The organism is Cellulophaga baltica, assembly GCF_018861125.1.
Classification (GTDB): Bacteria; Bacteroidota; Bacteroidia; order Flavobacteriales; family Flavobacteriaceae; genus Cellulophaga; species Cellulophaga baltica_A.
Window position 1 is genome coordinate 75,837 of sequence record NZ_JAHKQN010000015.1, and the last position, 22,451, is coordinate 98,287.

General features: G+C 31.4%; 22 protein-coding genes. 16 read left to right on the top strand and 6 right to left on the bottom strand.

Annotation, left to right across the window (positions count from 1 at the left end; genetic code table 11):
• Window positions 1-21 precede the first annotated feature (21 nt).
• From panB to KO500_RS06530, 6 genes are all read left to right on the top strand, one after another.
• The gene (gene panB, locus KO500_RS06505) at window positions 22-840 is read left to right on the top strand and encodes a 3-methyl-2-oxobutanoate hydroxymethyltransferase (protein ID WP_215955713.1); all 819 of its coding nucleotides are present in this window, start codon (window positions 22-24) and stop codon (window positions 838-840) included.
• 14 nt (window positions 841-854) lie between these two features.
• Complete coding sequence (gene lspA / locus KO500_RS06510) at window positions 855-1,334, top strand: signal peptidase II (RefSeq protein WP_215955714.1); 480 nt, start codon at window positions 855-857, stop codon at window positions 1,332-1,334.
• Window positions 1,334-2,032 carry an RluA family pseudouridine synthase gene (locus tag KO500_RS06515; protein WP_215955715.1) on the top strand — a complete coding sequence of 233 codons (699 nt, stop codon included), beginning with the start codon at window positions 1,334-1,336 and terminating at the stop codon, window positions 2,030-2,032. Before lspA ends, KO500_RS06515 begins: the two co-directional genes overlap by 1 nt.
• A gap of 268 nt (window positions 2,033-2,300) precedes the next feature.
• Window positions 2,301-2,960: a DUF6796 family protein gene (locus KO500_RS06520; protein WP_215955716.1), complete on the top strand. Its 660-nt coding sequence runs from the start codon at window positions 2,301-2,303 to the stop codon at window positions 2,958-2,960.
• Between the two features lie 6 nt (window positions 2,961-2,966).
• Window positions 2,967-4,610, top strand: a complete 1,644-nt coding sequence (locus KO500_RS06525) for a CRTAC1 family protein (protein WP_215955717.1) — start codon at window positions 2,967-2,969, stop codon at window positions 4,608-4,610.
• Window positions 4,600-4,995 (top strand): hypothetical protein, encoded by a 396-nt coding sequence (locus KO500_RS06530; RefSeq protein ID WP_215955718.1) that lies wholly within the window; start codon window positions 4,600-4,602, stop codon window positions 4,993-4,995. The genes KO500_RS06525 and KO500_RS06530 overlap by 11 nt, the downstream gene beginning before the upstream one ends.
• A gap of 29 nt (window positions 4,996-5,024) precedes the next feature.
• Here the strand turns inward: KO500_RS06530 and KO500_RS06535 are convergent, their stop codons facing one another.
• From KO500_RS06535 to KO500_RS06550, 4 genes are all read right to left on the bottom strand, one after another.
• The gene (locus KO500_RS06535) at window positions 5,025-5,624 is read right to left on the bottom strand and encodes a hypothetical protein (protein WP_215955719.1); all 600 of its coding nucleotides are present in this window, start codon (window positions 5,622-5,624) and stop codon (window positions 5,025-5,027) included.
• 5 nt (window positions 5,625-5,629) lie between these two features.
• Window positions 5,630-6,652 (bottom strand): YHYH protein, encoded by a 1,023-nt coding sequence (locus tag KO500_RS06540; protein ID WP_215955720.1) that lies wholly within the window; start codon window positions 6,650-6,652, stop codon window positions 5,630-5,632.
• Window positions 6,653-6,774: 122 nt separating this feature from the next.
• Window positions 6,775-7,653: a DMT family transporter gene (locus tag KO500_RS06545; RefSeq protein ID WP_252732441.1), complete on the bottom strand. Its 879-nt coding sequence runs from the start codon at window positions 7,651-7,653 to the stop codon at window positions 6,775-6,777.
• A 10-nt stretch (window positions 7,654-7,663) separates the two neighbouring features.
• Entirely contained in the window at window positions 7,664-9,208 is a 1,545-nt protein-coding gene (locus tag KO500_RS06550) for a hypothetical protein (RefSeq protein ID WP_215955721.1), read from the bottom strand.
• 147 nt (window positions 9,209-9,355) lie between these two features.
• Between KO500_RS06550 and KO500_RS06555 the strand changes: the two genes are divergently transcribed.
• The 8 genes from KO500_RS06555 to KO500_RS06590 all read left to right on the top strand — a co-directional run bounded on the left by KO500_RS06555 (window position 9,356) and on the right by KO500_RS06590 (window position 19,595).
• Window positions 9,356-10,528 carry a 2-isopropylmalate synthase gene (locus KO500_RS06555; RefSeq protein ID WP_215955722.1) on the top strand — a complete coding sequence of 391 codons (1,173 nt, stop codon included), beginning with the start codon at window positions 9,356-9,358 and terminating at the stop codon, window positions 10,526-10,528.
• Entirely contained in the window at window positions 10,528-11,646 is a 1,119-nt protein-coding gene (gene leuB, locus KO500_RS06560; RefSeq protein ID WP_215955723.1) for a 3-isopropylmalate dehydrogenase, read from the top strand. The genes KO500_RS06555 and leuB overlap by 1 nt, the downstream gene beginning before the upstream one ends.
• A gap of 226 nt (window positions 11,647-11,872) precedes the next feature.
• A complete protein-coding gene (gene pheT / locus KO500_RS06565; RefSeq protein ID WP_215955724.1) occupies window positions 11,873-14,299 on the top strand; it encodes a phenylalanine--tRNA ligase subunit beta in 2,427 nt (808 codons plus the stop codon).
• A gap of 91 nt (window positions 14,300-14,390) precedes the next feature.
• Window positions 14,391-14,759 (top strand): S24 family peptidase, encoded by a 369-nt coding sequence (locus KO500_RS06570; RefSeq protein WP_215955725.1) that lies wholly within the window; start codon window positions 14,391-14,393, stop codon window positions 14,757-14,759.
• Window positions 14,756-16,024, top strand: coding sequence for a Y-family DNA polymerase (locus KO500_RS06575; RefSeq protein WP_215955726.1), 1,269 nt, complete (start codon window positions 14,756-14,758; stop codon window positions 16,022-16,024). The genes KO500_RS06570 and KO500_RS06575 overlap by 4 nt, the downstream gene beginning before the upstream one ends.
• A gap of 194 nt (window positions 16,025-16,218) precedes the next feature.
• Window positions 16,219-18,126 (top strand): molecular chaperone DnaK, encoded by a 1,908-nt coding sequence (gene dnaK, locus KO500_RS06580; protein WP_215955727.1) that lies wholly within the window; start codon window positions 16,219-16,221, stop codon window positions 18,124-18,126.
• A gap of 110 nt (window positions 18,127-18,236) precedes the next feature.
• Window positions 18,237-19,196: a hypothetical protein gene (locus tag KO500_RS06585; RefSeq protein ID WP_215955728.1), complete on the top strand. Its 960-nt coding sequence runs from the start codon at window positions 18,237-18,239 to the stop codon at window positions 19,194-19,196.
• A gap of 39 nt (window positions 19,197-19,235) precedes the next feature.
• Complete coding sequence (locus KO500_RS06590) at window positions 19,236-19,595, top strand: hypothetical protein (RefSeq protein WP_215955729.1); 360 nt, start codon at window positions 19,236-19,238, stop codon at window positions 19,593-19,595.
• A 13-nt stretch (window positions 19,596-19,608) separates the two neighbouring features.
• Here the strand turns inward: KO500_RS06590 and KO500_RS06595 are convergent, their stop codons facing one another.
• Window positions 19,609-20,169: a GNAT family N-acetyltransferase gene (locus KO500_RS06595; protein ID WP_215955730.1), complete on the bottom strand. Its 561-nt coding sequence runs from the start codon at window positions 20,167-20,169 to the stop codon at window positions 19,609-19,611.
• Window positions 20,166-20,813 (bottom strand): alpha/beta hydrolase, encoded by a 648-nt coding sequence (locus KO500_RS06600; protein ID WP_215955731.1) that lies wholly within the window; start codon window positions 20,811-20,813, stop codon window positions 20,166-20,168. Before KO500_RS06600 ends, KO500_RS06595 begins: the two co-directional genes overlap by 4 nt.
• A gap of 101 nt (window positions 20,814-20,914) precedes the next feature.
• On the opposite strand from KO500_RS06600, the gene KO500_RS06605 reads away from it, so the two are divergent.
• Together KO500_RS06605 and KO500_RS06610 are read left to right on the top strand one after the other, a co-directional pair.
• Window positions 20,915-21,337: a PaaI family thioesterase gene (locus KO500_RS06605; protein WP_215955732.1), complete on the top strand. Its 423-nt coding sequence runs from the start codon at window positions 20,915-20,917 to the stop codon at window positions 21,335-21,337.
• 1 nt (window position 21,338) lies between these two features.
• Window positions 21,339-22,448 (top strand): chorismate-binding protein, encoded by a 1,110-nt coding sequence (locus KO500_RS06610; protein WP_215955733.1) that lies wholly within the window; start codon window positions 21,339-21,341, stop codon window positions 22,446-22,448.
• Window positions 22,449-22,451 lie beyond the last annotated feature (3 nt).

Here is a 22,451-nt window from a genome sequence, read left to right on the forward strand (position 1 = left end):
ACCCACCAAATAAACAAACAAATGTCTGTAGCAAAAAAAGAATACAAGAGAGTCACTGTAAAATCTCTAATTGAGATGAAAAAGGGTGGTGAAAAAATATCTATGCTTACTGCCTATGATTATTCTATGGCTAAAATTGTAGATGCAGCTAATGTTGATGTAATTTTAGTGGGTGATTCTGCAAGTAATGTAATGGCCGGACATGAAACAACGTTGCCTATTACGTTAGATCAAATGATATATCACGCATCATCGGTAATCAGAGCGGTTAACAGAGCTTTAGTTGTTGTTGATATACCTTTTGGTAGCTACCAAAGTGATTCTAAAGAGGCGTTGCGCTCAGCTATTCGTATTATGAAAGAAAGCGGTGGTCATGCGGTGAAAGTTGAAGGAGGATTAGAGATAAAAGACTCTATTGAGCGTATTTTAAATGCAGGGATACCTGTAATGGGGCATTTGGGTTTAACACCACAATCTATTTACAAATTTGGTACTTATACTGTAAGAGCAAAAGAAGAAGAAGAAGCTGAAAAGTTGATTGAAGATGCATTAATGCTTGAGCAAACGGGATGTTTTGCTATTGTTTTAGAAAAAATACCCGCAACTTTAGCGAAAAGAGTTGCAGAAAGTGTAACGATACCGGTAATTGGTATTGGAGCAGGTAATGGTGTTGATGGTCAAGTATTAGTAGTTCATGATTTAGTTGGTTTAACACAAGAATTTAACCCGAGATTTTTACGCAGATACATGAACTTATATGAGGAAATGGGTAATGCAATTTCTGATTATGTAAATGATGTAAAAAGTAAAGACTTTCCTAACGATGAGGAGCAATATTAATTAAATAATTCTTTTTGAAAAAAATAGCCATACTTGTTCTTGTTTTTTTTAATATTGGCTGTGACCAGTTAAGTAAAAATATGGTTCGTAATAGTGTAGAACCAAACGCTTATATTCAATTGATAAAAGATAATTTTATTTTAACGAATGTTGAGAATACAGGTGCTATGCTTGGTTTTGGACAAAGTTTTTCGCCAGTTCTAAAAATTATTTTACTACAAGTTTTACCTGTTTTAGTTTTAATAGGTCTGTTAATAAATGTGTTGCGAAAAGCACATTTAAACAAATGGCTTATGATCGCTTTTGCTTTTGTAATAGGAGGTGGAATAGGTAATTTGATTGACCGGATAGCACATGGTAAAGTAACGGATTTCTTTATCTTAAAAATAGGCTTTTTTAAAACGGGAGTCTTTAATATGGCTGATGTGTCTGTTTCTTTAGGAATTATATTGATTTTCATTTTGAGTATTAGATATAAAAAATTAGACTTTTAATGGAAAAAAAAGTAATTTCAACAGCTAAGAATCTTCAGGTTTTGCATGAGGACAATCATTTGATAGCTGTAAATAAACGTCCGGGTGATATTGTTCAGGGAGATAAAACTGGAGATATACCGTTAAGTGAGGTTGTAAAGAATTACATAAAAATAAAATACAATAAACCTGGCAATGTGTATTTAGGTGTGGCACATAGGTTAGATAGGCCAACATCGGGGATTATAGTTTTTGCAAAAACTTCAAAGGCATTACCAAGGTTAAATAAATTATTTGCAGAGAAAGATGCTAAAAAAACATATTGGGCAGTAGTTAAAAATCAACCATCAAAACAGCAAGATACGCTTACGCATTATTTAAAAAGAAATACTAAGCAAAATAAATCTTATGCAAATAAAAAAGAAGTTCCTGATAGTAAAAAAGCAATTTTAAGCTACAAATTGATTAAAAAATTAGATAATTATTATCTCTTAGAGGTTGATTTGCATACAGGTAGACACCATCAAATACGCGCACAATTAGCAGCAATTGGTTGTACTATAAAAGGTGATTTAAAATACGGAGCAGATAGAAGTAATAAGGATGGGAGTATTCATTTACATGCCCGAAAATTATCGTTTATCCACCCTGTAAAAAAAGAAGAAATAATAATTTTGGCTCCACCACCAAATGAGGCTATTTGGAACGCTTGTTCTTGATTCTTATAAAATATAACAGCATATTTAAATTCTAATATTGCATAAATAAAGAAGGAAATACTATAAAGTTTCCATTTATTTACTTGGTTAACATGTGCTTAGCTCAAGTAATATATGTGCTATCTACGGTCCGTAATTTTTTTATAATTATGTCAACATTTAATAATTAGTCAAAGTTTTTTTGTAATGACAATATAAAAAAACGACTAGTGTATTAAATAATTAGTTTTTAATAGGACTATTTCTATTAGAACAACCTCACTAAAAAATGAAAAAAAACCATTTAATTTTAATTACCGGACTACTGGGTTTATTCGCAAGTATTACGGTTGGGTTAGGTGAATTTCTACTACACTATAGTGACAAATTGGTAGGTAATTCAGAGAATTATAATTTTTTCTATTTTGTGCCTGAAAGAAATCTTACTTGGGGGCATTTTCTAACGGTTGTTGGCACTCCTTTTTATTTTGTTGGTTACTACCATATTTATAAAATGTTGAAAGGCAAAGAGAATAAATGGGCATTTGCAGTTTTTGCATTAGGTATTATTGCTTTTACAGTAGGTGGTTTTTGGATTACTTCTAGAGCTTTTTTAGGAACAATAGTTCATCTTCAAGAAGAAATAGATACTGGAATTTACACACAAATTTTAGATAATTATACCCTTTTTAGTGAGTCCCTTGTTCAAGTTTTAAGAATCGTGATTTTTCTTTTATCTGTTTTTTTTATCATTTCAATTTTAAAATTTAAAACATATTATGATAAGTTGATGGTTTTAGCTAATCCTATTTTGTTATTAATTCTAGTGTTTGCTGTTTATTTTATAACACCTGGTGTAGGTAAATATATAGCTCCTATTGCAATGAATGTTGTGCATTTTATTCTATTCAGTTTATCGTTATACCAATTCAATAAAAATTATAAATAATCCATTATGAAGTTTTTAAAATATATTTTATTCGCTCTTTTTACAATTGTACTTGCATTGATACTATTTGTGTCAATTAAATTCGGAACAAATCGTAACAATCCTTATGATAATGAAAATGAGCTTGTTGAAAATGAAATACCTGTATTTAAAGAGGTGGTTTTAAATTTTGAACAACAGAATAATAGTGAGAAATCTTTACCTGTAATAGCATCAGCTTTAATAGATGTTAATAATGATGGTGTTGATGAAGTATTTTTCGGAGGTGGTTTTGATCAGCAAGATGAATTGTTTGCTTACAATGAAAAAACTTTCGTGTCAATTTCAAAAAATGTAAACATTCCTCAAAAAAACAATTTAACAACATTAGCTGCCGCTTCTGCAGATTTTGATAATAATGGTTTTTCAGATTTAATATTATCCCGTGAGGATGGTATAACAATTTATTATAATACTGATGGGGTTTTTGTTGCACAAAAAATAGATTATCCGTTAGCATCAAATGCAACTCCGCTTGGTTTTGCTTTAGGTGATATTGACAGAGATGGTGACATAGATATTTTTGTTTCTAATTACATTAGAAAAAATCAAATGGAGGGTCAAAATAATTTTACAGAAGGGTATGGTCCAATTAGTCAGCTACTAATTAATAATGGAGACAATACATTTACAGATAAGACTGATGAATCAGGTTTAATATACAACCATAATACCTTTATGGGAATATTTGTAGATATGGATAATGATGGCTGGTTAGATTTAATTGTAGCTCACGACACAGGTGAAGTTAGAACTTATAAAAACAAAACAGACGGTTCTTTTGAAATGAAGCCAAATCCGACAACTAATAAATTCGGTTATCCAATGGGTATTGCTGTTGGAGATTATAATAATGATGGAAAAGTGGACTTTATGTTCTCAAATACAGGATCTACAGTACCGCATTTTATGGCAAGTGGAAACATAGAAAACAAAACCTTATTTAATTCAGATTGGATTTTTTTTAAAAACAAAGGGAACTTTGATTTTGAAGATGTAGCAAAAGAAGTAAAAGTATCTGATTTTGAATTTTCATGGGGAGCAGTTATGGCAGATATGAATAATGATGGATTACAAGAATTAATTGTAGCGGAGAATTATGTTGAATTTCCTCCTCATAAAGTATTTAAGCTTCCAGGAAGGTTTTTGACTCAAAATAAGAATCATGAATATGTGGCAACGGAAGGTAGAAGCGGAGTTGTTAATAAAAATTTTGGAATAACACCTTTGGTTTCTGATTTCAACCAAGATGGTTATCAAGATTTAATTTGGGTGAACATTGCTGGGCCTGCAAAGGCTTATATTAATAATGGGGGTGATAATAATTATATTCAATTAGTTTTTGCGGAAAATTCAGAAAATATAGGAGCTAAAGTTGAAGTGGTAACTACATCGGGTAAAACTATTACAGAAGATTATATAATAGGAGAGGGTTTAGTTTCTGATCAAAGTGCAACGGTGCATATTGGTTTAGGTAAAGATGAAGTTGATTCTGTAAAGATTATCTATGCTGATGGAACCATACAGATATTAGATGATGTGATTTTAAATACAAGAAGAGCTGTAGCTAAGGAGAAAATAGAAACGCTAGAAATTAAAAATGAAGACTAAAATATTCAGATTTTTACTTTATTTAATATTTCTATTTGGAATATATGGTACGGGAGCATTGGTAATAAAAGAATTTTCTAAAGGAGCTATATGTCCTAAAATATTTAACATACCAGCATGTTTTATAATTATTATTTGTTTAGTAGTACCTTTTATTTATCATTTATTAAGAAGAGGTAACATAGTTTATTTTGTGCTTACAGGTTTAGCTTGCAGTATTGCAGTGTATGGTTCTGTATTTCAATTATTAGGAAATGTAGAATGTCCAAAAACAAATGAAGGGGTGCCAATGTGTTACATTTCGTTAACTATTTTTACATTTTTAATATTGTTAAAAATATTAGAGTTGAAAATTATAGAAAAACAAAAAAGGGTTGACATTTAAGTCAACCCTTTTTTTTAACGTACTTAAAATTAATGTAATTGTTTTTTCTTTTTGAATTTTATAGCTAAAAATGCCAATGCGATTATCGTAGTTGCAACTACAAGGCCTATCAATAAATAAGGGTTGCTATTGTTTTCTTCGTAATCAACTATTGCTTCAAAATTATTGTCACTATTTAAAATAAATTTTTCACTCGAACCATCTTTTTTTCTCAAATAGAATACGGTTTGGTGGTATTCGTTGTCTTTAAAAGAAGTTATTTTTAAATCGATGTTTTTAATTATTTCAGGTAATGTTGATGTAATAAACGTTAAATCAGTTTCGTGATCACCGTATCTAATACCACCTTTTTCTAGTCTGATTTTATCATCATTAATTGTAATACTGATATTTTCTTTAATATAATTTACAATTAATTCTTTAAACTCTTTTTCGCTTAGCGTTTTAATATAATCAACTCCGTGAATATCTTTTAATGCTTTATTTACGCCCGCTTGTGTTAGGTAAATTTTTAAAATACCACCATCATTTTGAGGGTCTAAGCGGTAAACTGCAGATAAAGGGTTGTGTGCTAACAGAAAAATAGGACTGATTAAAATAATCAGTCCTAATAGTATCTTTTTATTCATGAATTTTAATTTGCAACGTAAGAGTTTCTAGCAGCTACCCCAACTAAACAAGGAGGTGTGTTAGGTGCTACTGTTGTACTTGCAATATAATGATAAATTCCATCTGGGTATTCATCAGTTACTGCTGTTGTGCCACCACAATCATCTAAATCATCTGGTTCTACAGCATACGCATAGATAGGGTATCCATCTTTAGCAAAGCCAGAAAGTACTTTATCAGTTGTTTGTGTCACATTTGTACATTCAATTTGATCAATATCATTTGCATTTAATACTTGATTTACAACTTCAGGAATCATATGCCAGTGGTAATAACCCGCAGGATCATTATGACCACCACATGGGTCTAATGATGGTATGTTCACTACAGTAATTGTACCTGTATTTCCTGTACTAAACATTTCAGGACCATTAATTGCAGAAGGAGGATCACCATTAATAGGAATTCCGTCAACTGAAAGACCAACTAGTTCTATTTCTCCAATTTCATTAACTTCATCAGCAACAATTGGAGTAACAGGTATTAGATAGGTGATTTCAATACTATCATCATCCAAACCATCTAGACAGTAAGAATATGTATCAGGATCACTGCTTGTTGAGCCACTAAAGTCATCAATATGTACAGTTCCGTCATCATCAACAATGTCATAACCATCATTTTCAATATCATCTAATAGCGCTTTTTCCCATACTCTAAGGCCAGGATTAGTTTCGCCGTCATAAAAGCTCATTCCTGCGGTATCTTCATCTGTCTCTGGGCAAAAAGGTCCTTTTTCAATATTATCAGGATTGCTTGAAAAAACTATTTGATAGCAATCTGCTGTAGTTCCATTTTCTAATTCTGCAGATACAATTTCAAAAGAAATTAAAGAGTCTGAATTCAATAAGGAAGAATCAATTATGTAATCAGTTAAATCGTCAGATTCAGTAGTACTTTCATCATCTGTATTTTCAGAATCATTAGAACTGCATGAAGTAAAAAAACTCAAGCATAACATTGGAATTAAAAACATTTTTTTTAACATAAACTCGTGTTTAATTATTAGTGATTTGGGTTTGTTAGAGCAAATTTAAGTTAAATTAATCTTAAAATAATCACTTTTAAGTGAATAGGGGAATATTATAAGTGAAAACTAATTTTAAATTTTTATTTCGTGTTATTGCTCTCTTGTTTAGATGATCTAATACTTTCTATAACTACAGAACTTAATATTAAAACTCCACCAATAACCGTGTTTTTATTAGGTATCTCATTTAAGAGAAGGAAAGCGATGATAATACCAAATACGGGTTGTACGCTGCTTAAAATGCTTACTGTGGTAATTGAGAAGTTTTTAAAACTATTTAAAAACAATGTGTGCCCTATAGCAGTAGTTAAAAGAGCTAAAGCTATAAGTCCTTTCCATTGACTAATAAGACTTGCGGTTTCTACTGTAAATAAAAATGGAAGCAAAGCAATAGTTACAACAGCTAATTGGTAGCACATTAGCATAGAGCCATTATAAGAAGCAACCTTTGTTTTCAATAAAATATTCCGAAGTGAATATACTACAGCTGATGATACTCCAAAAATAACAGCAATAGTATAATTGTTCTCAAAACTAAAACTCGGAACTAAAAAATAGATACCTAGTAATACCAATAAAGCTAGTAATAAGTGAATTTTTTGAAATTTTGTTTTTAATAAAATGGGTTCCAAAAATGCAGTTATAATAGGGTAAGTGAAAATAGAAATCATACCGATAGCTACATTTGATAATTTTAATGCATAGAAATAGGTAATCCAATGGGCACCAATTAAAACGCCACTAATAAGAACAGGAAATAAATGTTTTTTATCTACTTTTAAAGCAATTCCTTTCCATTTACAATAAAGTAATAAAAATAGTAAAGCCAATAATGATCTGGTGCCAATAATTACAGGAACTGGTAATTCTACATACCTGCCTAAAGCACCAGAGGTGCTAATGAAAAGCATGGCAATGTTTAACTCTAAAAGGTGTTTTAAATGGGTGTTATTTTTCAAAAAGGAGGTATTATCTAGTCAATAATTTTGCTTTTTCTTGTATGATTTGAGCAACTGGTTTGTTTTGTAAGTGACTCTCTAGCCATGATAGAATATCTAAATATAAAAAAGCTCTTTTTTCATACGGATGATCTTCATACTTTTTAAGTTCATTGTATAATTTTTGAAATTCATTTTTAAGCTCATTAGGGTAAATATCACCTAAACCACGTAAAAATTTGATCATTTCTTTTTGAACTGCATGCAAATCGTTCATTTTTAATAAAAACTTGTAGGTACTTTTTAGTTGAATTTCTAAATGGTAATCCATACCAGCTTCGTAATGTGCTACCAAGCTCAAAACTCGGGCAAAACACATTAGATCTTCACGCATTTTAAGGTTCTTATTGTTAATAATTTTTTTTAGATATAAGATGCAGGTTTTATTATCGCCCATCCCAAAATACAGACATGCAATTTTATAATAGCATAACATAATATGATGTTCATCAATACGGTCTTTATGTTTTGTTATTCCGTATTCAATAATTTTCACTAAATAGGTCCCTTTTTCAAAAGTGCCGTTTAAGAAATGAAGGTTTAATTTGTTGCTATTAATATATAAAAAAGCAAGTGATGCAACATTATCGTTACTCGGGAAACTTTTATCGCTCACCGTTTGCTCTAACTTTTCTAAGACTTCTTTAAATTGAGAGCTATATCTTACTAAAAATAGCGATTCTAATAAATAATTATTTCCCTTTAAATAAAAAACAGGGTTTAAATAGATCATTTCTCTATGCTCATAAAATAAATCAGACCATTTGCTGGCGTATTTATAGCTCGATAAAAAATCTTGTGTTAAAAAACTGTACCATAAATACGATTTATATAGCCATAATTTTTCACGAAAACCAAGATCTTCAATTCTATATTTAGGAACATGTCTCTCAAAATATTTTGTAATAAACTGGTAATCTTCATCACTTCGTACATGGCCTAATTTTAGCATTTGGCCGTATAATTGTAGTGATAAATTTGATAGTTTACTAGTCATAACATTCTGAGCAGAAAGCTCTTTTGCTTGTATGGCTAACTCGTCAGCTCTATCAGGTATGCTTCGCGTAATATATTGTGTTTCAATTAGTTTTTCTAATTCAACAATTTCGTAAGCAATGTTTTTTTCTTCATTTTCAATTGCTGTAGTTTTAGCTTTATCTAGTATTTTAAGGCTCTGTTTGTACAAACCTTTTTGGTATAAAATGGTAGCAAAATCTAACTGTTCACGAATTTGCACACGTATATTTTGGTTTACGGGGTTTAATCGTAAACTAACTAAAATTTGTTTGTATAAGTGCGCTTTTAAATTTGAAAGTTGCGCTTTTTTAACAATTCCTGTTGCGAGTATTATTTTCTCATCATAATCCTTAACTTTATCTAATAAATTAAAAAGGGCTAAAAATTTAGCATCAGAATTTACCCCTAAGCGACCAACATAAAGTTTGAACTGACGTTTTTCAGACTTTGATAGTGATTTTATAAGAACAAATAATGAATCTTTATGAGCATTTGTCATCGTAAAAAATATTGTTTAACTATTTGTTTATCAATCAATTGAACACCCTTAAAACTAACTTAACGTTGTAAATGTTTTTTTACACCTAAACTTAGTTAATAGAGTTAAGTATATATTCGTAATGACTAGTAAAACTACGCAAATATAATGAGCAAAGATAAAGTACAAATTTTTGATACGACACTTAGAGACGGAGAACAGGTACCAGGCTGTAAATTAGACACAACGCAAAAATTAGTTATCGCTGAACGTTTAGAACTTTTAGGAGTTGATGTTATAGAAGCGGGTTTTCCTATTTCTAGTCCTGGAGATTTTAAATCTGTAGAAGAAATAGCAAAATTAATTAAGAATGTAACAGTTTGTGGTTTAACCAGGGCTGTTAAAAAAGATATTGAAGTTGCAGCAGAGGCATTAAAATATGCCAAAAGGCCAAGAATTCATACGGGAATTGGTACTTCAGAATCACATATAAAGTTTAAATTCAATTCTAATAAAGATGCTATTATAGAAAGAGCTGTTGAGGCTGTTTCTTATGCGAAATCTTTTGTTGAAGATGTTGAGTTTTACGCAGAAGATGCAGGTAGGACTGATAATGAGTTTTTAGCAAGAGTTTGTGAAGCTGTTATAAAAGCTGGTGCAACAGTGCTTAATATACCTGATACAACAGGGTATTGTTTGCCAGAAGAATACGGAGCAAAAATTAAATATTTACGTGAAAACGTAACAGGTATAGATAAAGCAATTTTATCTTGTCACTGTCATAATGATTTAGGTTTGGCAACAGCAAACTCTATTGCAGGTGTAACAAATGGTGCGCGCCAAATAGAATGTACTATTAACGGTATTGGTGAGCGTGCAGGTAATACTGCTTTAGAAGAAGTTGTCATGATTTTAAGACAACACCCAACTTTAGGGCTTGATACAAATATTAATAGCACATTATTAAACGATACAAGTCGTATGGTCTCTCAAAAAATGGGAATGATTGTACAGCCTAATAAAGCAATTGTTGGTGCAAATGCATTTGCACACAGTTCAGGTATTCACCAAGATGGTGTGATTAAAAACAGAGAAACTTACGAAATTATTGATCCGGCTGATGTTGGTGTAGATGAATCTTCAATAGTTTTAACTGCTCGTAGTGGTAGGGCAGCTTTAGCATATAGAGCTAAAATTGTAGGTTATGAACTTACAAAAGTGCAATTAGATGCTGTATATCAAGAGTTTTTGAAGTTTGCAGATTTAAAAAAAGAGATTTTAGATGAAGATATCCATAAAATTATAGAACTTAGCAGTGTTGAAAAAGAAAACATTGCATAATGAATATAAAGATTGCTCTATTACCTGGTGATGGAATTGGACCTGAAGTTGTTGCGCAAGCTGTAAAATGTTTGCAGGCAGTTGAAGAAACTTTTGCTCATCAATTTACTTATACAACAGAATTAATTGGCGCTACAGCTATTTATCAAAGCGGTGTAGCATTACCAAAAGAGACAATAGAATTGTGCAATAATTCTGATGCTGTAATATTTGGAGCAATAGGTTTACCGGAATTTGATGATAATCCTGATGCTAAAATAAGACCCGAAGATGCTTTGTTTCAGTTACGAAAAGAGTTAGGCGTTTTTGCAAATATTAGACCCGTTGCAGTGTTCCCAACACTATTAGATAAGTCACCTTTAAAAGAATCTGTTCTTAGAGGTACAGATTTTGTTATTTATAGAGAATTAACTGGTGGTGTTTATAATGGAGAACATACTTTAGTGGAAGACGGTTCTGAGGCTAGTGATATTGCTACATATTCTGAATCTCAAATTACAAGAGTTGCGCATTTAGCATTTAAAGCGGCTAAAAAAAGACGTAAAAAAGTAACTTTAGTCGATAAGTCTAATGTTTTGGAAACTTCAAGACTTTGGCGTAGAGTAGTAAAACGTATTAGCGAAAGTTATCCTGATGTTGAATTAGAGTGTATTTATTTGCACAATTCAATTATGCAAATGATATTAAAACCAAGTAGGTTTGATGTTATTTTAGCGCCTAATTTATTTGGAGATATTATATCTGACGAAGCAAGTGTTATTGGTGGGTCAATAGGTTTGTTGCCGTCAGCGTCAATAGGTGATGGTATTGCTATGTTTGAGCCTATTCATGGTTCGTATCCTCAGGCACAAGGTAAAGATATTGCTAACCCTATAGCAACAATACTTTCAGCGGCAATGTTACTACAGCATTTTGGTTTAGAAGAAGAGTCAAGAGCAGTAGTGTCAGCAGTAAATAAATCGTTAAAAAGTAATATAGTAACACCAGATATTAACCCGAAAAGTAAATACGGAACTAATGATGTTGGTGATTTTATAGCGAGTAATATTGTTGATACAGATGAAAGCTTAAATATGAATTATGAAAATATTGGTTTAGGAAAATCAACCATTATTTAAAAATAGACGATTTAAAATTTTATAAAATGCTTTTAGAAATAAAAGCATTTTTTTGTTTCTAATGCTTTCTGTTAGTGAAAAAATAAATTTAAATCAACAAAATACCTGTTGAATGTCTTAGCGCATTGTTTTATATTTGTCGGTTATTACAGGCTTGTAAATAAGCGGTAATGTTTTATTGATAAAATTAATACGAAACCCATAAAAGGGTTGTAAACACACTTTAATGAAAATCTCATACAACTGGTTAAAACAATTTTTACAAATTGGCTGGGAAGCTGAACAAACTGCAGATTTATTAACAGATCTTGGTTTAGAAGTTGAAGGTATAGAATCATTTGAATCTGTAAAAGGAGGATTAAAAGGAATTGTTGTAGGTCATGTTTTAACTTGCGAAAAGCATTCAAATGCTGATAAGTTAAAAGTTACTACCGTTGATATAGGTGCAGGAGCTCCTGTACAAATCGTATGTGGTGCTCCAAATGTAGCTGCAGGTCAAAAAGTTCCGGTAGCAACAATAGGTACAGTTTTGTATACTGAAGAAGGGGAAGCTTGGAAAATCAAAAAAGGTAAAATTCGTGGGGAAGAAAGCCACGGGATGATATGTGCTGAAGATGAATTAGGGCTTGGTAAAGGGCATGACGGGATAATGGTATTGTCAGAAGATTTAGAACCAGGAACCGAAGCGTCAACAATTTTTGATATAGAGAATGATATCGTCTTTGAAATAGGTTTAACGCCTAACAGGGCTGATGCAATGAGTCATTTAGGTGTAGCAAGAGACTTAAAAGCTGGTCTTAAACAAAAAGAAATTCAATTAGAATTAATTACACCGTCATTAAGTAACTTTAATGTAGCAAATAGATCATTAAAAATAGATGTTGATGTTGTTGATAATAAATTAGCGCCTAGGTATTGTGGTGTTACTATTAGCAATTTAACTGTAGAAGAATCACCAACTTGGTTAAAGAATAGATTAAAAGCGATAGGTTTAAATCCTATAAATAATATTGTTGATGCTACAAATTATGTACTGCATGAGCTTGGGCAACCTTTACATGCTTTTGATGCAAATAAAATAAAAGATCACAAAGTTATTGTTAAAACTTTACCGCCAGGTACAAAGTTTAGAACACTTGATGATACAGAAATTGAATTGCATGAAGATGATTTAATGATTTGTGATTCAGAAAAACCATTGTGTATTGCAGGTGTTTACGGTGGGTTAAATTCTGGTGTAACAGATAGTACAACGGCAATATTTTTAGAAAGTGCTTATTTTGATCCTATTTCGGTTCGTAAAACATCAAAAAGGCACGGGTTTAATACAGATGCTTCTTTCCGTTTTGAACGTGGTATCGATATTAATAATGTGGAGTTTAGTTTAAAAAGAGCAGCAATACTAATTCAGCAAATAGCTGGTGGTGATATTACTTCTGATATTATGGATTTCTATCCGCATAAAGAAGATGATTACCAAGTATTCTTAACTTTTAAGAAGATTAACAAGTTAATAGGTCAAGAGATTCCTAAAGATACTATCAAATCTATATTAGCATCTTTAGATATTAAATTGAATAATGTTACTGAAACAGGTTTAGGACTTACAATTCCTTTTTATAGAGTTGATGTTCGTAGAGAAGTTGATGTTATTGAAGAACTTTTAAGAGTTTATGGGTACAACAACATTGCTTTTAAAGAAAAGTTAAATGCATCTGTAGCTACAACATCTCCTTTTGAAGATTATAAAGTACAAGCAGTTGTAGGTGACTTTTTAGCAGCTAAGGGTTTTAATGAAATAATGACCAATAGTTTATCTACGCCAGCAAATAATGAGGTTGTAGAGCGCTTTAAAGAGGAGCAAACCGTGAAAATTATAAATCCGCTAAGTAATGACTTGTCTATTATGAGAAGGTCATTATTATTTTCAGGATTAGAAGCTGCTCTATATAACATCAATAGAAAAAAACAGAATTTAAAACTTTTTGAATTTGGGAAAAGTTACCATGTATATAATGAAAAGCAGATAGAACATAAGCATTTAGCTTTGTTTGTGACAGGCAATAAAAATGATGATAATTGGATTGCTTCATCGGAAAAAGTTAGTTTTTTTACTTTAAAATCAAGTGTAGAAAGTATTTTACAGCGTTTAGGTATTTCTAATTTTAATACTGTAGCTTCAAAAAGTGAAGAGTTTGCGGAAGGTTTAACATTCAAATCTAAAAAAATAGATTTAGTTGATTTCGGAGTTGTTAAGAGTTCAATTCTTAAAAAATTCGATATTAAAACAGAGGTGTTGTATGCTGATTTTAAATGGGATGCTATTTTAGAGCTAATTGCAGACAATACAATAAAGTATACTGAAATTTCTAAATTTCCAGAAGTAAAAAGAGATTTTGCCTTATTACTTGATGATAAAGTAAGTTTTAAAGAAATACATGATATCGCTTTTGAAACAGAAAAAGCATTGTTAAAAGAAGTTAGTTTGTTTGATGTGTATACTGGTGATAAGTTGCCAGCAGGTAAAAAATCTTATGCAGTTAGTTTTACTTTAAAGTCAGAAAAAGCTACGCTTACAGATAAGCAAATTGAAAAAATAATGAGTAAGTTTCAAAATAAGTTTGAAACAAAATTAGGAGCGGAATTAAGGTAATGCCTCTAATTAAATTTAGCTGTTAATAAGTCTTAAAATATTTAACTTGTAATAATTCCATTAAATAGGAATATATCCATACTTTTGTAATATGGATATATTCTCACATGGTAAATTAAAGAGGGTAGAGAAAAAACACGCTTTTGAAGTGTCAAAGCAAGTGGGTTTTCCTAGTCCTGCTACACATTATTTAGAACCCAGTATTAGCTTAGACCAAGAACTTATTGGTAATAGTGATGCTACATTTTATGTGCGTATTGAGGGTGATGCACTATCAGAATTTAATATTTTAGAAAACGATGTTTTAATTATAGATCGTTCTCTTGCAGTAAAAGAGAATGATTTGGCTATGGTTGTAACTGATGGTGAATTCAAAGTTATTAGAGTAGCATCAAAAGAACACCAAAACGAATTTGCCTTATGGGGAGTTATTAAATATATAATTCATGCCTGTAAATGATAGCGTTAATAGATTGTAATAGCTTTTATGCTTCGTGTGAGTTAGTTTTTCGCCCTGATTTGGCAGGAAGGCCTGTCGTGGTATTGAGTAATAATGACGGTTGTATTATTGCAGCAAATAAAGAGGCAAAGGCATTAACTCATATTCCTATGTTTGAGCCTGTTTTTAAAATTAAAAAGCAACTTTTAGAGCATAATGTAGTTTTCTTCTCGTCAAATTATACATTGTATGGTGAAATGTCTAAAAGGGTGATTAACATATTAAAAACCTTTTCTCCTCGGGTGGAAATTTATAGTATAGATGAATCTTTTTTAGATTTAAGTACTATTCCTGAAGAATCTTTAGAAGCGTACTCACACTTAATTAAAGACACCATTTTTAAACATACAGGTTTGCCAGTAGGTGTAGGGGTTGCAAAAACAAAAGTATTATCTAAACTAGCAAATAGAATAGCTAAAAAAGTAGAAACAAATAATCATGTGTGCATTATTAATACCGAAAAACAAAGAATAGAAGCCTTGAAATGGTGTGCTATTAAAGATGTTTGGGGTGTTGGTAGAAAACATAGTGAACGTATATTAAAGATAGGAGCAGCTAGTGCTTATGATTTTACAAAAGTGCCATTGGCTTGGGTGCGCAAAGAAATGACTGTAGTAGGTGAGCGTACTTGGCGAGAACTCCGTGGAGAACCTGCGATGGAGTTTGTTGTGAATGTAAAAAAGAAAAAAGCCATTGGCACGGCAAAATCTTTTGGTAAAAAATTAAAAAACTTAGATATAATTGAAGAAGCTTGCTCGTATTATGTGGGTGAGGTTACTGAAGTTTTGCGAGCGCAACAATCTTGCGCAAGTGCAATTAATGTTTCAATCACAACAAATTATCACAGCAACAGAGATAAGCAGTACTCTAATAGTATAACGGTTCAGTTAAATACACCTACAAACGATACTTTTTTGTTAATTAAAGAAGCAAAAAAAGCATTGCATCTTATATATAGGTCTGGTTATGTATATAAAAAGGTAGGAGTAAACTTATTAGGTATCATTCCTGAGGACTATGTGCAAGCCAATTTATTTGAAGCGCCATCAGCATCAAAAAGCAAATTGACTAAAGTGGTAGATAGTTTAAATATAAAATATGGAAAGTCAAAAGTGTCATCAGCCTTAGTAGGTACACGTATAAAAGAGTGGGAACTTATTAAGGAAGAACGAAGTCCGAGATATACCACACAGTGGAAGGAACTACTTATTTTAAAAAGTAAGTAAGTTGTCATCTGTCATAAATGTGTTGGTGGTTGCTATTTTTATATTGGTTTTGTGCCAGCAATGGCAATAAAATATTTGTGAATTGATATGTTGCGGTCTATAAATGACATCCTGTCAGTTTTTTTCTCTTGGCATATTGTTTGTCTAATTGAAGGTGTAGAAAACAAATAGACTAATAATTAAACAAATATAAAATGAGTAAAATTATAGGAATTGATTTAGGAACTACAAACTCTTGCGTTTCTGTAATGGAAGGTAACGAAGCTGTAGTGATCCCTAATGCAGAAGGAAAAAGAACAACACCATCTGTTATCGCTTTCGTAGAAGGTGGAGAGATTAAAGTTGGTGATCCAGCAAAAAGACAAGCTGTTACTAACCCAAATAAAACGATATATTCTATCAAACGTTTTATGGGTAACAAGTTTTCAGAATCTAGCACAGAAGCACAAAGAGTACCATATAACGTAGTAAAAGGAGATAACGATACACCAAGAGTAGATATTGATGGTCGTTTATATTCTCCACAAGAATTATCTGCAATGATTCTTCAGAAAATGAAGAAAACAGCAGAAGATTATTTAGGTCAAGATGTATCTAGAGCGGTAATTACTGTTCCTGCATATTTTAACGATGCACAAAGACAAGCAACTAAAGAGGCTGGTGAAATCGCTGGTTTAACAGTTGAGCGTATCATTAACGAACCAACAGCTGCATCTTTGGCTTATGGTATGGATAAGAAAGATACAGATCAAAAAATAGTTGTTTTTGATTTTGGTGGAGGTACGCATGATGTTTCTATCCTAGAATTAGGAGACGGTGTTTTTGAAGTACTAGCTACAGATGGTGATACTCACTTAGGTGGTGATGATGTAGATCAAAAAATTATCGATTGGTTAGCTGAAGAGTTCAAGGCTGATGAGAATATGGATTTACGTGAAGATGCTATGGCATTACAACGTTTACGTGAAGCTGCTGAAAAAGCGAAGATTGAATTATCTTCTTCTGCTTCAACAGAAATTAACTTGCCGTATGTAACAGCAACTGCTAGCGGACCTAAGCACTTAGTACGTACATTAACTTTAGCTAAATTCAACCAATTAATTGATGATTTAGTAAAAAGAACAATAGACCCTTGTGCAACAGCATTAAAAAATGCAGGTTTATCTAAGAGTGATATTGATGAAATTATCTTAGTGGGTGGTTCTACAAGAATCCCTGCGGTTGTTGAAGCTGTTGAAAAATTCTTCGGTAAAAAACCATCAAAAGGTGTTAATCCTGATGAAGTTGTAGCGGTAGGTGCAGCAATTCAAGGTGGTGTATTGACTGGTGATGTTAAAGATGTATTATTATTAGACGTTACTCCATTATCTTTAGGTATTGAAACTATGGGTGGTGTAATGACTAAGTTAATTGAAGCAAACACGACTATCCCAACTAAAAAATCACAAGTATTCTCTACAGCTGCAGATAATCAGCCATCAGTAGAAATACATGTTTTACAAGGGGAAAGACCAATGGCTGCAGATAACAAAAATATCGGACGTTTCCATTTAGATGGTATTCCACCAGCACAAAGAGGAGTTCCTCAAATTGAAGTAACTTTTGATATTGATGCTAACGGTATTATCAAGGTTTCTGCAACAGATAAAGCAACAGGTAAGTCTCAAGATATTAGAATTGAAGCTTCTTCTGGTTTAACTGAAGAAGAAATCAAGAAAATGAAAGCTGAGGCTGAAGCTAACGCAGAGTCAGATAAAAAAGCAAAAGAAACTGCTGATAAATTGAATGAAGCTGATGGAATGATCTTCCAAACAGAAAAACAATTGTCTGAATTCGGAGATAAAATTTCTGAAAACAATAAAAAGCCAGTTGAAGAAGCTTTAGAAGAATTGAAAAAAGCTTATGAAACTAAAGATTTAGCAGTTATTGCTCCAGCTTTAGATAAGATTAATGAAGCTTGGAAAGGTGCTTCTGAAGAAATGTACAAAGCACAAGCTGAAGCACAAGGTGGAGCAGCTCCTGGTCCTGATGCAGCAGCAGGTGCTGATACAGCAACTGAAGGAGATAACGTTGAAGACGTTGATTTTGAAGAAGTAAAATAAGTTGCATAACTTATCTTAATATGGTAGAAAAAGGCATCCTAAAAAGGATGCCTTTTTTATTTGCTTTCGGTTTTATTTTTATTTGCTAGAATAACTATTAAATTTGTTACATGGTTAAAAATTACTTTTTCAATAGGTTACGTGTTTTAGTAGTGCCAGTATTGTTATGTTTTACCATTACTTTACAGGCTCAAAGCGCCAAAATATTTACACTTTCAGATTTTGATTTGACAGGCCCAGTAAAATCTTGCATGGTGACTACAACCTATGGTAAAGAAGAATTTAATTTTAACAAAGAAGGTTTGTTAACTAAACATATTACTCGTTTTAGTGAAAGTGATTATGACATTACGTATTACAAGTTTTCAAACGGAGAGATCAGTGAGAAGAGAGTTGAAAATTACCGAGATGGAGTTTTTGATAGGCAGACTTCTATCGCTAATATTTATGTAGTAGATACTACAGGTAATAGGAGAAAAGTAACAGAAAAAATTGTTTCTTATTCAAAAGAGTTTTTAGATCAATACGAGTATTTTTATAATGAAGATGGTGTTTTAGAAGCTATAAAACGAAACAACAATAATGGTATTGAAAATACGACTGTTAGTTATAAAGATGTTGATGGTGAATACACAACTAGTTATATTTTAAATGATGAAATTCAGAAATCTCTTAGAATATCACAACGAAAAACAAAAGCTAGTGGAATGCACTTTATAGCATTAGAAAAAGAATATTTTGAAGGGAAACCTTTTAAAGCTGTTGAAAAAATACATGACAATAAAGATAGGCTTATATCTGAGCAACAATTTAATTACGATATAGTAGCCAAGACTTTTAAATCAACACTAAAAATTAACTTTTTTTATAACGATTTAGGTATGTTGATAAAAAAGCAAATGAAAGAAGGTAGTAATATATCAGTAAAGGAATATATTTATCAATACGATAATGGAGAAAAAGGCAATTGGATAAAACAGATAATTACTCCTGATAATACCTATATAACTCGTAAGATTAAATATTATACGCCTATTGTAGAAGAGGTGAAAGCTGAGGAGCCTAAGTAAATTACAAGTATAGTATAAAAAGATATCAATATTACATTTTTGAGTAACCTAGAAGGAACATACCGAATTATTGGTTTTAACCAAGATAAAGAACAGACTGGCTACACTGGTGTTTTAAAATTAATTAAAACAGCAAACCACCGTGTAAATGCTTTATGGACAGTAGTTGATGGGCAAACCCAAACGGGTAAAGGTTTTTTTAAAGATGATATTTTAGTTATCAATTTCGCTTATATAGGTGAGTTAGATTATAAAACTAAAATATTTAAAGGTGTTGTGGTTTATAAAATAATAAATGATAATACATTAGAAGGTTTTTGGTCTGAAAAATATGGAGATAATGACTATTTGGGTTATGAAGAATGCCAACGAATTACAGAACCAGAGGTAAAGTCTTAAAAATAAATTCCAACTATTTATTATTAACCCATTCTTCTTTTAAAATTCCATAACAACAAGTGTTTCTTTTAAAACCATCTAAGAGATAAACATTTTTACGAAGTACACCTTCTAGAGAGCACCCTAATTTTTCAACTGCTTTTCTAGATTTTATATTGCGCTCATCAATATTAAATTCTATTTTTTCAAAATTTAATTCATTAAAAGCGTAGTCTATCATCAAATGCTTCATTTGCGTGTTCAATCCTGTTCCATGATATTCTATTCCAATCCAAGTCGCACCAATATGCAATACTTTGTTTTTCCAATTGATATTCATAAAACGTGTAGAACCTGCATATTTTTGTGTTTTCTTGTTAAAAATGATAAAAGGTATGCTGGTTTTAGCTTCGTGTTGTTTTAAAGCTGTTTGGACATATTTTTTTAAAGTGTCTGGTGTCTCAATATCAGAAGGAGAATATTGAACAAGTTTTTCTTGCTTAGCAATTGGGATTAGGTGAGTGTAGTTATCAAGAGTTAAGGCTTCTAACCTTACATGTTCATTTTCTAAGATAGGAATAGTTGTATTGATCATTGCACTAACGCATTTATAATATTTTTTTTGACTTCATGTCCACCCTCAAAAGTAATAAGAATAGCTTTTTCATTAAATAAAGTTTTAGCTTTTTCTATTTCATTTGATAATCGTTCTTTAGTGATATATTCATCTTCAGTGCCAACTATCATTTTTACTTTGGTTTTGTTTTCAGTTATAAAATCAAAATCACCTTTGGTTAACTCATTCGGAATTGATCCGGCATATAAAATAAGCGAGTCACATTTTAGTTGCTTGTGCTTTAAATATCGTGTTGCGATAGACACTCCTTGTGAAAATCCAAAGAGAATTAAATTGCTATCTGCTGAAATATTTTCATTCGCTAATACACTGTCAATATAGTTGTATATATTTTTGGTTTCTAAATCAGTATTTTCTTTGGTTAGCCAACTCGCACCAACGTGTTTATAGGCGTTGTTTAAATAGTATTTAGACGGAGCTTGTGGTGAAATAATGTAGTTCTTTTCAGAGTTTAAATCTTTAAAATATTTTAGAAAATAACGACTTAAAAAACCTATACCATGAAAAACTAACCAAACGTTTTCTGTTTTTGGTGTGTATATGTTTAAAGTTTCATAAGTATTTGTAGTTGTGTAAGAAACCGTTTTTTCGGTAGAATTCATAAGAAAAGCATCAAGTAATATCTTCCGAAATTTAAGAAGAATATTCAATTTCTAAGCTATAATATGCCTTTAGTTGTAATAGGATTGTTTAATTTTACGGTATGGATGATTTTAGAGAAAAAATACTAAAAATATGTAATGAAACTTGTAAAGGAACCTTAATGGAGACTTTAGATATTACATATACAGATGTAGGTGAGAATTTTTTAACTGCTAAAATGCCTGTAAACTCTAAAGTATTTCAGCCGGATGGTGTTTTACATGGTGGAGCAACAGTTGCGCTTGCTGAAAGTGTGGGTAGTGCTGCATCGTATATATTTTTAAACGGACAGGAAGTTACGGTTCGTGGCTTAGAAATTTCAGCAAATCATGTAAAGAGCGTAAGTGAAGGTTTTGTATATGCCCGAGCAGTAATAGTTCATAAGGGTAGAACCACTCAGTTATGGGAAATAAAGGTTACTGATTCAAATGACAACCTTATTTCTCTTTGTAAACTTACTACGATAGCTTTACTTAAAAAGTAATATGTTGTATAGTGATTTGATTAATAAAGCTGAAAGTCATTTCAGTGTAGAAAAACCCTTTGTAATCTATAGGAAACCAAAGGAAAATATTGTCATTGGTGTATTTCAAAATAATAATATTTTACACTATGTAAACGATTTTACAAAAAAAGGTTTTGTGTTTGCTCCTTTTAATGATGAAAAACAAACAGTTCTTATACAAGTTGATGAAAAATTAGTAGCAGATTTTGATGCTGATAATGAGGGTGTAAAAGCAACCAAAGAGCAAAAAATCAATACAATTCAAAAACAATTTCATGTAGACTTAGTAGAAAAGGGAATTAAAGAGATTCAAAAAGGAAGCTTTAAAAAAGTAGTGCTTTCAAGAAGGTTAGAAGTTGCAACAGAAAAATCATCATTTGAATTATTTGAAGCTTTATTGAATACCTATTCAAATGCATTTTGTTATTTATGGTATCATCCAAAAGTAGGGCTTTGGTTAGGTGCTACACCTGAAATATTGTTGCGTAGTGAGAATACGCAGTTAAAAACCATGTCTCTAGCAGGTACTAAAAAGTACATTGAAAATAAAGAGCCAGTTTGGGGTTTAAAAGAAATTGAAGAACAAGAATTAGTGACACAGTATATAGCTAATGCTTTAGAAGAAGAGGTTAATCGACTTAAAATCTCAGAAACAGTATCAGTTCGTGCAGGTAATGTTTGGCATTTAAGAACATCGGTTTCTGGTATTATGCAGACTAAAAACTTGAATAGTATTATAAAGGCTTTACACCCAACGCCAGCAGTTTGTGGTTTGCCAAAGTTAGTAGCTAAAGATTTTATTTTAGAAAATGAAAACTACGATAGAGAGTATTATACTGGTTTTTTAGGTGAACTTAACTTTAAAGAAGAAAACTTTAGAGACTCTAATAGAAAAAATAGAGAAAATCAGGTTTATAAAAGTATTAAAAATACATCATCATTATATGTGAATTTAAGGTGTATGCAACTTAAAGAAGACAAAGCATGCATTTATGTAGGTGGTGGAATTACAAGCGAATCTGTCCCAGAAAAAGAATGGGAAGAAACGGTTGTAAAAAGTAATACAATGCTTAATGTTGTATTAAGTTAATAT